At 60.9% G+C, this 12,815-nt stretch carries 9 protein-coding genes; 6 read left to right on the forward strand and 3 right to left on the reverse strand.

Translation table 11 applies throughout. The features are described 5' to 3' along the window. Positions 1-61: 61 nt before the first annotated feature. On the reverse strand, positions 62-4,894 hold the full coding sequence (locus PSJE_RS02195; RefSeq protein ID WP_090455400.1) for a dermonecrotic toxin domain-containing protein: 4,833 nt from the start codon (positions 4,892-4,894) through the stop codon (positions 62-64). 234 nt (positions 4,895-5,128) lie between these two features. On the opposite strand from PSJE_RS02195, the gene PSJE_RS02200 reads away from it, so the two are divergent. Continuing rightward, a complete protein-coding gene (locus tag PSJE_RS02200; RefSeq protein ID WP_090455399.1) occupies positions 5,129-6,169 on the forward strand; it encodes an Ldh family oxidoreductase in 1,041 nt (346 codons plus the stop codon). 76 nt (positions 6,170-6,245) lie between these two features. On the opposite strand, the gene PSJE_RS02205 is transcribed toward PSJE_RS02200, so the two are convergent. After that, on the reverse strand, positions 6,246-6,563 hold the full coding sequence (locus PSJE_RS02205) for an ElaB/YgaM/YqjD family protein (protein ID WP_090455397.1): 318 nt from the start codon (positions 6,561-6,563) through the stop codon (positions 6,246-6,248). A gap of 164 nt (positions 6,564-6,727) precedes the next feature. Between PSJE_RS02205 and PSJE_RS02210 the strand changes: the two genes are divergently transcribed. Further along, positions 6,728-6,982: a hypothetical protein gene (locus PSJE_RS02210; RefSeq protein ID WP_007970091.1), complete on the forward strand. Its 255-nt coding sequence runs from the start codon at positions 6,728-6,730 to the stop codon at positions 6,980-6,982. A 9-nt stretch (positions 6,983-6,991) separates the two neighbouring features. Here PSJE_RS02210 and PSJE_RS02215 read toward each other — a convergent pair whose 3' ends face one another. After that, positions 6,992-7,900: a LysR family transcriptional regulator gene (locus PSJE_RS02215; RefSeq protein ID WP_090455395.1), complete on the reverse strand. Its 909-nt coding sequence runs from the start codon at positions 7,898-7,900 to the stop codon at positions 6,992-6,994. Positions 7,901-7,984: 84 nt separating this feature from the next. On the opposite strand from PSJE_RS02215, the gene PSJE_RS02220 reads away from it, so the two are divergent. The 4 genes from PSJE_RS02220 (at position 7,985) to PSJE_RS02235 (ending at position 12,694) form a co-directional block, all read left to right on the forward strand. Continuing rightward, on the forward strand, positions 7,985-8,908 hold the full coding sequence (locus PSJE_RS02220; protein WP_090455393.1) for a carbon-nitrogen hydrolase family protein: 924 nt from the start codon (positions 7,985-7,987) through the stop codon (positions 8,906-8,908). Between the two features lie 137 nt (positions 8,909-9,045). Next, positions 9,046-10,710, forward strand: coding sequence for an AMP-binding protein (locus PSJE_RS02225; protein WP_090455391.1), 1,665 nt, complete (start codon positions 9,046-9,048; stop codon positions 10,708-10,710). A gap of 16 nt (positions 10,711-10,726) precedes the next feature. Continuing rightward, positions 10,727-11,488, forward strand: a complete 762-nt coding sequence (locus PSJE_RS02230) for an SDR family NAD(P)-dependent oxidoreductase (RefSeq protein WP_090455389.1) — start codon at positions 10,727-10,729, stop codon at positions 11,486-11,488. 12 nt (positions 11,489-11,500) lie between these two features. Then, the gene (locus PSJE_RS02235) at positions 11,501-12,694 is read left to right on the forward strand and encodes an acetyl-CoA C-acyltransferase (RefSeq protein WP_090455388.1); all 1,194 of its coding nucleotides are present in this window, start codon (positions 11,501-11,503) and stop codon (positions 12,692-12,694) included. Positions 12,695-12,815 lie beyond the last annotated feature (121 nt).

A 12,815-nucleotide genomic window follows, 5' to 3' on the forward strand; every position in this document is an offset into this window, starting at 1 on the left:
CATCAAGTCAAACACCGTTGTGCTGCGCAGACCCGGGGATCTGCGCGTTGTTACGCCGCGGTCAGGTTTCAGCGGTCGGAGTGACCGGCACCGGGTCCAGTTGCCGGCCCAATTCGCAGATCAAAAAGGCGATCGAGTCGGCATTGTGCAAAATGACATCGGTTCGGAACTTCGATTCCTGCCTGTTTAAAAAAGCTTCCCGTGCCTTATCCATGGTCTGGCTGCCCGTCAGCCGTAGAATGGCCTTGCCAATGTGATAAGAATCCGGAATCGAATCCAGGCTGATCCAGGATTGCAGGCCACTGTTCCAGCGTGCGAACAGTTCCTCTTTCGGCGTTTTCATCGATAAGGCTTCTCGCTGGAAATCCAGCTGAGACTGTTTCTTTGCCGCGCCATAGCCGGTGACCGACGCTACCAGATCGCTGAACGGCAGCCTGGCCTCAAGGTATGCAATGTCCACGGCCCCGGAAAACAAATGAGCGAATTCGTGTATCAGGGTCGCGGCCTGGCTGTGGCCGTCGACATCGAAGGGCTGTGTCAAGCTGGATTTGTACCAGTCGAGTTGTTGATTGAAGAATTTTTCCGTGAAATGCACATTGCGCTGTAGATCCTTGTCCACGACAAACGCGACGAGGTTGTCCTTCGGGTCCCGGCTTGAACCCACGATAAAGCGTTGCGAGTTCATCCAGTCTTCATCGGGATCGACCAGCGCGTTGCAGACGGGGACGATGGCCTGTTTGATTTTTTCGAGCAGTGATTTGTCGACCTGACCAACATCAAAGAACTGTTTGAGGAAGGTATCGAGCCGTGTGCCCGGGACGAGTTTCCTGAGTTGCACCAGATTGTGCAGGCTGTTGAACGCATAATAACGAGCCATGTCGATGGCCTGCACGATCATGCGGGCTTTAGCGGGATGCTTTGCCCGGATTTCGTCCATCCCCCGGGCCTCGATGTTCAGGACCGCCCGCGCAACATAGGCGTTGGCATACTGATTGTGCATTTTCGAGACGACTTTGCCGAAGTGAACGGTGTGGAAATCCGGGTCGATGACCAATTGTTTGTCAGGAGTAATCGTTAACACGGGGCCTTCTTCCTTGCCTTTGATCGTTCTCCAGACCGCTCCGGTCTTGTTCACGCCGTACACCTTTCCGGCAATGGCGGCGTAGGTTTTCTTGCTGCCCGCGTCCAGATAGGTGCCGTCAGTGCTGTTTTTCGCCAGGTCCTTGAGTTCAACCGTGGTTTCGAACGGTTGCAGCCGGGTGCGCATTGCTGCTGTCGACCGAATCTTTGACCAGGGTTGAGCGATCACGGGGGTGACAGCCGGTGGAGCAACGGCTTCGCCGGTTTCCTGGGCGCTTTCGCCCCATCCATCAAGTGACAGCCGGCCCAATGACAGGATTTGCGCCGTCCCGGCAATAAACTCGCGCAACGCGGTCATCCAATGATGGTCCTGCAAGGCTTCGGCCGAATTGAGGGCATCCTTGTAGGCCTTCCAAAGAAATTGCACGTACGCGAGTTTGCCCGGCAGCAGGCTTGAAATGCGCTCGATGCCGGCGCCGAACAGGTGTTTAACGGCCTCCCAGTCCGACTGACCGCTAGCGTGTGACTGGCTGGCGAGCATCTTCACCAACAGTTGGGTGTTGTCATGGAACAAATGGGTGAGCAGGTTTCCGCCGATGGGGTTGGACGCAAGGGTGATTTCGCTCGACTGGCCGATGGTGGACTCCAACAGGTTGCGAAACACCGTTTGCTCACTGTTCGGCAGGCGACGTATCAACATGTCCTGCAATGGCCCCGGTGTGTTGAGTGCCGAAACAACGCTGGCCTCATTGTCGAACTCAACGAAGGGTGAACCACCCGGGTGGTAAGGGGCATAGAGGATTTGTGGGCCTGCCTTGCCCGTGCCTGGGCCAATCAGGTACAGGCCCAGCGCCTTGACGGCGGCGGCACCGGTTGTCTTGATCAGTTCCAATGGTCGGGCAATGGCGTGAGCACCTTCTACGGTCGCCCGGGCGATGGCGTCCGGCATGTCGAATACTTGCCGAAGCAAATCGAAAGCGCTGTCGGAAAGCCGTTGCTGCAGTTTCAGTTCGTGCGCGTGTTGCAGCAGTTGCCAGGGCAGTTGCTTGACGAAGCGCAACATCCTGTTTTCGACGTCGGTCGCTTGATTCGACAAGCTGTCCGTGACCTGTTTGGCGTAGTTCTGCGCAATGTCCAGTGATCGCAACAGTTGGCGGACAGCCGCCTGATCCAGACTCCGGGGCAGCGTTTGAGTGGTTCCCGACCCGACCTTGAACCCTGTGCCTTGCGCAATGTTGATGTGGTGCAAGGCGAACTCGGTGAGGCTCCGGGCGGGGCCGACCAGGGCCAGGTCCGGGGTGATTTCGATATTGTCAGGGTCCAGCGCTGTTGCGGGGAAGCGGCTGGCGAGCAACGATTTCAGCGTTTCATGCACATACGACTTGAGGGGTTTGGTCCCGTGTAAATAGTCTTTGTCCTCAACAACGCTGTGGCGGTATTGCTCCAGCAGTTCAAGGTGCAGTCGCTGCTCTTGCAGCGGAGCCATTCCCAGCCAGGCGGGCAGGGACTGCTGCTGGCTGATCGCCCGGGCAATCGACGTGGCTCTTCCCAGGTTGGTGTTGAGGACCGTTGTGGTCAGGTCTTCAAGGGTTTTTTTCTGCTTCGTGTCGCTCAGGTCGAAAGTACGTACGTGTTCGCAGCGAGCCAAAAAGTGCTCGATGGACGATTGCGCGACCCGTTCCAACACAGACCCTTCAATCAGCCGCAACGGTCCCAGTGAGTAGCGTTGGTGAAAGACGCGCTGGGCCGGGGTCAGGTTTTCCAGCAGCGCCAGGCGTTGCTGCGGCTCGAGCAGGCGGCGGTTCAGTTCCAGCCGTGCACGACTGATGGTGTCAAAGACTTCCAGGCCCTCGGCGGGCGTCCACAGGATCGTCCGGCCGGAATGCGAGGGATCGAGTCCGCCACGCTCGGTCACGAGTAGACAATGGGCCAGGGGCAGGACATCCTGCTGGCCGGAGCGCTCCAGCGTCAACGAGTAGGCATCGGGGCGGAAACCCTTGAGTGACAGGCGGTTTTGCCGGTCGGGCTGGTCCGGGTTGAAGACTGTTTCGACAATGGCCCGATCCGCATCCCGCAGTGTTGCGCCAAGCACCCGCAGGCTGGCCTCGCCACGCAGGCCAACGGCAAGTGCATGGGCCAGGCGGGGTTTCATGTTTTCCAGATAGACCCGTTGCAAGGCCAGAGACGCAACCGGTTGTGCTGCAAAGTCCGCGTTGATCAGTGTTTCGATGTCGCGGAAGGTTTTGACGAAAGCCGCCGCTGTATCGGCCAGCACGGTGGAGGGATGCTGATTGCCGGATAACACGGGGCGTGTGCTCCAGCGTCCGCCGGCATCCAGCGTCAGCAGTCGCTCGCTGATCATCGAGCGGATATCCAGCGCCTTGTCGAACAGGGCGTGGATGTCCACGTTGCCGTCACTGTGACGGAACACCTGCAGGGCATATTCCATGTTCTGCCGTTGCTTGCTGATGATCCCGTCGAAGAGCTTGGGGAAGATCGCGCCGCCAATCACTTCCCCGGTCACATTCGGCCGGTCAAAACCAATGAAACGCTGGCGTTCATCCAGGCTCAGCAGACCATAGAGTTCATCCTCATGACCGGCCGCACTGAACTTGCTCAGCACCGTATCGCACAAGTCCTGATAGTTCTCGAGCACCTGCAGGCCTGCGGTGGGCGTGTAGAGAAACGCATTGCCGGCGCTGACCATCAGTGAGCCGGCCAACTCTACATAGTTGGCCTGGTACTCCCACAGACGCACGGTTTCGACCGTCATAGCTTTGTTCGTCCGGCTGGCCGTCGAGATCAACGCGTGCAAGTCCTGGCTTTGCTCAGGGGTGATGATCCCGGCTTCGCGCTTGAGCAGCAGTTGTACCCTCGCCTGGTCGGCGATGGCCTGGCCGAAGAACTGGCGACGCGATGCACCTTCGGTACTCGCCGCAGCCCAGAAACCTTCGAGCTGCCCGATCAGCAGGCCGATCAGTTGGCGCGAGATTGTCGTGACAGCTGTTTCCCAGAGTGGCTGGTCGGCTTTTGCCGGGGACTTTCCCGGATGGGAAAATTCATGGGACTGCCCGGATGGCCAACGCTGATGGCGATAGTGCAGGAGTACCGCGTCACTCAGGGAAAGGGTGTTGACCCAGCGTCGCGCCGGATGGCTTTCGCCCGCATTTTCTGGCGTTGTAGCCAGGTAGAAGTTCACTTGGGTCCGGCTCTGATCTAGACCGGGAAACGACGCCGCCAGACGTTGACTCAGCAATGTGTCGAGCAGAGAGGTCAGGGACGGCAGCGCTTTCAATTCGTCGAGCAGGGCCTGGTCGTTAAGTTGCTGCTGGGTGGAGAGGGTGTTGCGCTGGTCTTCGAACACGTCCCCGTCGATGGTTTGAAAGTCCAGTTCGATGTCGGTGGCGCCCACCACGGCCTTGCGTTGAGACAGCGCCATGAAGGCCAGCAGGTCGTCGTCTTCACCGGCCGCTTTGAGTTGCGTCACCAGCTGTTCGGTCAGGGCCGTACGGTCGGCGAACTTTTTTATTCCCGCGTACGGGGTGTAGAGAATCACGCCATTGTCATCGGGCGTCGCAGTCAGCAAAAAACTGCCGGCCAGCGCCACGGGTTCCAGTCCAGGGATTTTCAGCAGGATTTTCTTCGCCAGCATGGGCGGCGTCTGCTCGTCGCGCAGTGCCTGGGTGGCCAGTTCGATATGGCTGAACCATTCGAAGTCCCTTCGCGTCAGTCCGTGGGTTTGGCCAAGTTCTCTCCAGAGACCGCGCGACATCAGCGCCTCGGGGAAAAACAGCGGAGTTACTGGTGTAGACATCGTCGAGTCTCGTTCTAGGTGCCACTCAATGGCGCCTGTGGATTGAGCATCGAGACTAAAAGCCGGTGCGTTGACGCGGGTGGTAAATAGATAACGCACGGGTCGCGGGCGTTTGTGACAGGGATATACCTCATCGACCCTGAGCGAAAGGTTGACAGGTCGCACGCCGCGCGTTGTTAATCGGCGGGTCTTTGTACGCTGTTGTTCCCTCCAATAATCAGTCTGGAGCTTCAGATGTCTGCGCCACACGATCACGCCTCTACCGCGGTCCCGTCACACCTGTCACTCGAAGCGCTGAGCGCTTTGCTGGAGAAGATTTTTCTGCGTCACGGCACGTCGGCCGAGGTTGCCCGGGTGCTGGCGCAAAACTGCGCCGGTGCCGAGCGCGACGGCGCGCACAGTCACGGGGTATTCCGCATTCCTGGTTATGTTTCGACGCTGCAAAGCGGCTGGGTCAATGGCCAGGCCGTTCCGCTGGTCGAAGATGTGGCTTCAGGGTTTGTGCGGGTCGACGCCAATAACGGTTTTGCGCAGCCGGCCCTGGCGGCGGCACGCGAGTTACTGGTACAGAAGGCCCGAAGTGCCGGCATCGCGGTGCTGGCGATCCGTAACTCGCACCATTTCGCGGCTTTGTGGCCGGATGTCGAACCCTTCGCTGAAGAGGGTCTTGTGGCATTGAGCGTGGTCAACAGCATGACCTGCGTGGTGCCCCACGGGGCCGACCGGCCACTGTTCGGCACCAACCCGATTGCCTTCGCTGCACCGCGGGCCGAGGGCGGGCCGATTGTCTTCGACCTGGCCACCAGCGCCATTGCCCATGGCGATGTGCAAATTGCCGCCCGCGAGGGTGAACGCTTGCCGGAAGGGATGGGCGTGGACAGCCTCGGCCAGCCGACCACGGACCCGAAGGCGATTCTCGAGGGCGGCGCGTTGCTGCCTTTCGGCGGGCACAAGGGCTCGGCGTTGTCGATGATGGTCGAGTTGCTCGCGGCGGCACTGACCGGTGGCAATTTTTCCTTCGAGTTCGACTGGAAGAACCACCCTGGCGCCAAGACCCCCTGGACTGGTCAATTGCTTATCGTGATCGATCCGGACAAGGCGGCGGGGCAAAGCTTTGCCGAGCGCAGTCAGGAACTGGTGCGGCAAATGGACGGTGTCGGCCTGAAGCGTTTGCCGGGTGACCGGCGTCATCATCAGCGCGCCAGGTCGCTGGCCAACGGCATTGAGCTGGATGCCCGGACGCTGGCGAACTTGCGGGAGCTGGCGGGTCTCTAAAGGAAAAGTTTTGCGCAACCCCTGTGGGAGCAAGCTCGCTCCCACAGGGGGGATTCATGGCTGACAGATCGCGTGCTTAGCGACGTCCCAGCAACAACCCCACCACCAGTCCGAACCCGGCGGAAATCGCCACGGTTTGCCATGGATGCCCGCCGATATAGGTTTCAGTGGCCTCGACCGCGGGCAGGGTGCGGTCGCGTACGCTGCTCACCGAATCCCCTGCCTGTCGGAGTTTCAGGGCGATTTGTCCACGAAGGGTCTCTGCTTCTTCCCCGACCAGCGAGGCGCTGCTTTTCAGCAGCTTTTCCGATTCTTCGATCAGCGTTTGAAGTTCGCTGAAGGCTTGATCCTTGATTTGATCTTCGGCGGCTTGCACGGCGGTTTTGCGGGCCATTGAAGTACTCCTTGCAGGTACGTGGACAGTGAACAATGGAGTCTGCCGTCGTCGGAAAAGTTGCAGCTATTTTGCCCGGGGAGGCCATCTTGCTGAAAAACCGGCGCAGGACCTTTCGTCCTACAGTGTAAGATGTCGCCTATTTTACGCAGCAGGAAATTCCCATGAGCTTCAATCTGGCCGACAAACCCCTCGCCGAGCGCGCAGCGCTTGAAGACGAGAAATCCCGTCTGTTCGAACTCTGGCAAAACAACCTGGGCAAGGCCAAGGGTGAGGCTGCGCGGTTGTTCGGCGAACGGGCCAAGCGCAAAGGCAAATGGGCCGAATGGGTGCGCGCCGAACTGGACGGCATGTCGCCGCCGGAGTACGCCAACATGGTGCGCAGTGAAGTCAATCGCCTGATGGCGGCCAACAAGTAACAACGGCTGTCAGGCGAAACTCGCGACGATTGCCTCGCGCACTTTCAAGAGCACCGGGTCGAGCTGGGTGCTGGTCCGCCAGCCCAGCTCGATCGGGTAGCGCGGCAACGCCAGGGGGCAGGGCAGCAGCGCCAGCCCGCTGAGCGTTGCGATGCTTTGGGCGGCATGGGCCGGAATGGTCGCCACCGCCCGACTGCCTTTTAGCAAGTGCGGCAACGCGGCAAAATGCGTGGTCGAGGCGCACACCCGCCGACTGAGCCCCAGCGCTGCCAAGCCCTCATCGGTAATCCCTATAAAACCGCCGGACGACACCAGAATGTGTTCGCGGGCCACAAACTCCTCGAGACCGATGCTCTGCTGGCCCTCGACCAGGCTCGACGGGTCCACCAGGCACAGATAGCCACCTTCCCCCAGCACCTGACGGCTGAGCAACCGCTCGGCAAACCCACCCGCGGCAATCGCCAGGTCAATACTGCGCTCCATCAACGCCTGGGCGACGATCTGGCTGTGGGTCTGGCGGAAAATCAGCCGCAGTTTCGGCGCGCAACGGGCGATCTCTTCGATCAGCCGCCGGCCGTAGGCAATCTCGAAATCATCCGACATGCCGACCGTGACCGAGCGACCTTCGTACTGTTGCGCAGTCGGATCGACCATCGCCAGGCTCTGCCGGCATTTGTTCAGGGCATCGCTGACCACTGGTTTGAGCTGATTGGCCTTGAGCGAGGGGGCCAGGCCGCGTCCGGTGCGCACGAACAGCTGATCGCCATACAGCTCGCGCAAGCGACGCAAGGCCGCGCTGACGGCCGATTGCGTCACGCCCAGGCGCAGCGCGGCACGGCTGGCGCTGGACTCTTCGTGCAGCGCTTCGAAGACTTTGAGCAGGTTGAGGTCGACGTCGGTGATATTCATTTGGTTCATATCATTCAGCAGTGAATCGGTCTTTATTGATGATTGCCTGACGCCGGAGAATGAGCAACACCTGATGCGAATGGAGTTTCCAAGATGGCCAAATCAATTGTCGCGGCCCTGCAGATCGGCGCCTTGCCCGGCGGCAAGGCTGAAACCCTGGAACAGATCCTGTCCTATGAAAACGCAATCATCGAATCCGGCGCCGGGTTGGTGGTGATGCCGGAAGCGCTGCTGGGCGGTTATCCCAAAGGCGAAGGCTTTGGTACGCAATTGGGCTATCGCCTGCCGCAAGGGCGCGAAGCCTTTGCCCGCTATTTTGCCAATGCCATCGATGTACCCGGCGCGGAAACCGAGGCGCTGGCGGCGCTCTCCGCTCGCACCGCAGCCAATCTGGTGATCGGCGTGATCGAGCGCGCCGGCAGCACCTTGTACTGCACCGCGCTGTACTTCGATCCGCAGGCCGGGCTGGTGGGCAAACATCGCAAACTGATGCCCACCGGCACCGAGCGGCTGATCTGGGGCAAGGGCGATGGCTCGACCTTGCCGGTGATCGACAGCCAGGTCGGGCGTGTCGGTGCGCTGGTGTGCTGGGAAAACATGATGCCGCTGCTGCGCACGGCGATGTACGCCAAAGGCGTGGAGGTATGGTGCGCGCCGACCGTGGACGAACGGGAGATGTGGCAAGTCAGCATGCGCCACATTGCCCATGAGGGGCGCTGTTTCGTGGTCAGCGCCTGCCAGGTCCAGGCATCGCCCCAGGCCCTGGGCCTGGACATCGCCAACTGGCCGGCGGATCGACCGCTGATTGCCGGTGGCAGTGTGATCGTAGGTCCCATGGGCGACATCCTCGCCGGACCGTTGCGCGACAGTGCCGGGTTGCTCACCGCGCAAATCGACACCGACGACTTGGTGCGCGCCCGCTACGACTATGACGTGGTCGGCCACTACGCGCGGCCGGATGTGTTCGAACTGATCGTGGACGAACGCGCCAGGCCCGGGGTGCGCTTCACCTCCTGATGCCCAGCGGGCTTTGGCCAAAGCAGTCAGACAACTTGATAGCTTTGACCATTGCCCGGTAACCCGCGCAGAGCGAGTATTTCCCTGTTGATTACGGTTCCCCCCAACCTAATAAAAAACACAGTGGGATTCTGGCAATGCGCGATTACTTGTCTGCTACTTCTCAGTTCAATTATCAGCACACCGTCGATGCCGCGCTCGCGGGCGACTTGACGGCCCTCAACGCCTGTGTCGAATGCTGTGACCGGCATGCCTTGCCGGGTCGCATCGCGCTGTTCTGGGAAGGACGCGATGGCGCTGGTGCTTCGTACACCTTCACCGACTTGCAGGACAAGGCCGCGCGTTTCGCCAACTACCTGCTGGCCCAAGGCGTGAAGAAAGGCGACAAGGTCGCCGGCCTGTTGCCCCGCAATATCGAACTGTTGATCACCGTGTTCGCCACCTGGCGCATCGGCGCAGTGTATCAACCGCTGTTTACCGCATTCGGCCCCAAGGCCATCGAGCACCGCCTGGGCAGCTCTGGCGCCAAAGTGGTGGTGACCGATGCAGTGAACCGGCCGAAACTCGCCGAAGTCGCCGATTGCCCGACCATCGTGACTGTCACCGGTGCCAAAGGGCAGGGCCTGGTGCATGGCGATTTCAGTTTCTGGGCCGAACTGGCCAACTATTCCGCCGACTGTGAACCGGTGCTGCTGACCGGCGAAGATCCGTTCCTGCTGATGTTCACCTCGGGCACCACCGGCCCGTCGAAAGCGCTGTCGGTGCCACTCAAGGCCATCGTAGCGTTCCAGAGCTACACCCGCGATGCGGTGGATCTGCGCCCGGAAGACGCCTTCTGGAACGTCGCCGACCCGGGCTGGGCCTACGGCATTTATTTCGGTGTCACGGGGCCGATGTCCATGGGCCATCCGATCACCTTTTACGATGGCCCGTTCACCCTCGAAAGCACCTGCCGGGTGATCAACAAATACGGGATCACCAACCTCACCGGTTCGCCCACGGCCTACCGCTTGCTGATTGCCGGCGGCGATGAATTCGCCAAGTCGATCAAGGGCAAGCTGCGTATCGTCAGCAGCGCCGGCGAGCCGCTGAACCCGGAAGTGATCCGATGGTTCGCCGATAACCTCGACGTGGTCATCCACGACCACTACGGCCAGACCGAACTGGGCATGGTGCTGTGCAACCACCACGGCCTGGAGCACCCGATTCACATGGGCGCCGCCGGTTTTGCCTCGCCGGGCCACCGCATTGTGGTGCTGGATGACGAGTACAAGGAACTCGGCGTTGGGCAGCCGGGCATCCTGGCTATCGACCGCAGCCAGTCGCCGATGTGCTGGTTCGCCGGCTACGAAGGCGGGCCGACCAAGGCCTTTGTCGGCAACTACTACTTGAGTGGCGACACCGTGGAGTGGAACCCGGACGGCAGCATCAGCTTCGTCGGTCGCAGTGATGACGTGATCACCACCTCCGGCTACCGGGTAGGTCCCTTCGACGTGGAAAGTGCGCTGATCGAACACCCGGCCGTGGTCGAGGCCGCCGTGGTCGGCAAGCCAGATCCGGAGCGCACCGAACTGGTCAAGGCGTTCGTCGTGCTCAGCCCGCAATACCGCGCCGCCTCCGAGTTGGCTGAAGAGCTGCGCCAGCACGTGCGCAAGCGTCTGGCGGCGCACTCGTATCCCCGTGAAATCGAATTTGTCAGCGAATTGCCGAAAACCCCCAGCGGCAAATTGCAGCGCTTTATCTTGCGCAACCAGGAAATCGCCAAGGCTCAAGAGGCCACGGCGAAGAACCTTCCAGCTTGAATCCAGGGAAATAATGATGCAGATCCAGAACAAGATTTTTATCGTCACCGGTGGCGCTTCCGGCCTCGGTGCCGCCACCGCCGAGGTGCTGGTCGCCGCTGGCGCCAAAGTGATGCTGGTGGACATGAACGCCGAAGCCGTTGCAGCCCAGGCCCAGCGCCTTGGTGCACAAAGCGTGGTGGCGGACATCAGCAACGAAGCAGCGGCCGAAGCTGCCGTGCAGGCGACTGTCAAGGCCTTTGGCGGCCTCAATGGCCTGGTCAATTGCGCCGGCATCGTGCGTGGCGAGAAGATTCTCGGCAAGACAGGTCCGCATGCACTGGCCAGTTTCAGCCAGGTGATCAACGTCAACCTGATCGGCAGCTTCAACATGCTGCGCCTTGCGGCCGCGGCGATTGCCGAGACCGAAGCGGATGCCGATGGCGAGCGCGGCGTGATCATCAACACCGCGTCTGCCGCGGCTTACGACGGCCAGATCGGCCAGGCGGCTTACTCGGCGTCCAAGGGCGCGATTGTCAGCCTGACCTTGCCGGCGGCCCGTGAGCTGGCGCGCTTCGGCATTCGTGTCATGACGATCGCCCCCGGCATCTTCGAGACGCCGATGATGGCCGGCATGACCCAGGAAGTCCGCGATTCCCTGGCCGCTGGCGTGCCATTCCCGCCGCGTTTGGGCAAACCGGGCGAGTATGCCGGGCTGGTCAAGCATATTATTGAAAACTGCATGCTCAATGGCGAGGTGATCCGTCTCGACGGTGCCTTGCGCATGGCCGCCAAGTAAGGAGGATTTGTCATGACAATGTCCAACGATCCAATTGTTATCGTCAGCGCCGTCCGCACCCCGATGGGCGGTTTCCAGGGCGAACTGAAAAGCCTGACCGCACCGCAACTCGGTGCGGCCGCCATCAAGGCCGCCGTCGAACGTGCCGGTGTTGCCAGTGATAGCGTCGACGAAGTGCTGTTCGGTTGCGTGCTGCCGGCAGGCCTTGGCCAGGCCCCTGCGCGTCAGGCGGCGCTAGGCGCGGGGCTGGATAAATCGACCCGCTGCACCACCCTGAACAAGATGTGCGGCTCCGGCATGGAAGCGGCGATTCTGGCCCACGACATGCTGCTGGCGGGCAGTGCCGATGTGGTGGTTGCCGGTGGCATGGAAAGCATGTCCAACGCGCCTTACCTGCTGGATCGCGCCCGTGCCGGATACCGCATGGGCCATGGTCGAGTGCAGGACTCGATGTTCCTGGACGGCCTCGAAGACGCCTACGACAAGGGCCGCCTGATGGGCACCTTCGCCGAAGACTGCGCCGAAACCAACAGCTTCAGCCGTGAAGCCCAGGACGCGTTTGCCATTGCCTCGACCACTCGCGCGCAACAGGCGATCAAGGACGGCAGCTTCAAGGCCGAAATCGTGCCGCTGACTGTGACGGTCGGCAAAGAGCAGGTGGTGATCAGCAACGACGAGCAGCCGCCAAAGGCCAGGCTGGACAAGATTGCTTCGCTGAAGCCGGCGTTCCGCGAAGGCGGTACGGTGACGGCAGCGAACTCCAGTTCGATCTCCGACGGTGCCGCCGCGCTGGTGCTGATGCGCCAGTCCCAGGCACAGAAACAAGGCCTGAAACCCTTGGCGGTGATTCATGGCCACGCTGCGTTCGCCGACACCCCGGGCCTGTTCCCGGTGGCACCGATTGGTGCAATCAAGAAGTTGATGAAGAAAACCGGCTGGTCGCTCAATGACGTGGATCTGGTGGAAGTCAACGAAGCCTTCGCCGTGGTCGGCATGGCCGCGATGACTCATCTGGAAATCCCTCACGAGAAACTCAACGTGCACGGCGGTGCTTGCGCCCTCGGGCACCCGATCGGTGCGTCCGGTGCGCGGATTCTGGTGACTCTGCTTTCGGCCCTGCGCCAGAAAGGCTTGAAGCGTGGTGTTGCGGCGATTTGTATCGGCGGCGGTGAAGCGACGGCCATGGCCGTGGAATGCCTCTACTGAGGCCAACACCAATCCCTGTGGGAGCGAGCTTGCTCGCGATAGCGGTGGGTCAGATAGCAATAAAGTTGACTGACACGGCCCCATCGCGAGCAAGCTCGCTCCCACAGGGTTTCGCATTTAG

This window comes from Pseudomonas jessenii (assembly GCF_002236115.1).
GTDB classification, from domain to species: domain Bacteria; phylum Pseudomonadota; class Gammaproteobacteria; order Pseudomonadales; family Pseudomonadaceae; genus Aquipseudomonas; species Aquipseudomonas jessenii.

Excerpts from the sequence above, each read along its gene's own strand:
- PSJE_RS02215 (WP_090455395.1), bottom strand. The coding sequence starts at position 7,900 with ATGAACCAAATGAATATCACCGACGTCGACCTCAACCTGCTCAAAGTC.
- PSJE_RS02225 (WP_090455391.1), top strand. The coding sequence starts at position 9,046 with ATGCGCGATTACTTGTCTGCTACTTCTCAGTTCAATTATCAGCACACC.
- PSJE_RS02235 (WP_090455388.1), top strand. The coding sequence starts at position 11,501 with ATGACAATGTCCAACGATCCAATTGTTATCGTCAGCGCCGTCCGCACC.
- PSJE_RS02195 (WP_090455400.1), bottom strand. The coding sequence starts at position 4,894 with ATGTCTACACCAGTAACTCCGCTGTTTTTCCCCGAGGCGCTGATGTCG.
- PSJE_RS02205 (WP_090455397.1), bottom strand. The coding sequence starts at position 6,563 with ATGGCCCGCAAAACCGCCGTGCAAGCCGCCGAAGATCAAATCAAGGAT.
- PSJE_RS02200 (WP_090455399.1), top strand. The coding sequence starts at position 5,129 with ATGTCTGCGCCACACGATCACGCCTCTACCGCGGTCCCGTCACACCTG.
- PSJE_RS02210 (WP_007970091.1), top strand. The coding sequence starts at position 6,728 with ATGAGCTTCAATCTGGCCGACAAACCCCTCGCCGAGCGCGCAGCGCTT.
- PSJE_RS02220 (WP_090455393.1), top strand. The coding sequence starts at position 7,985 with ATGGCCAAATCAATTGTCGCGGCCCTGCAGATCGGCGCCTTGCCCGGC.
- PSJE_RS02230 (WP_090455389.1), top strand. The coding sequence starts at position 10,727 with ATGCAGATCCAGAACAAGATTTTTATCGTCACCGGTGGCGCTTCCGGC.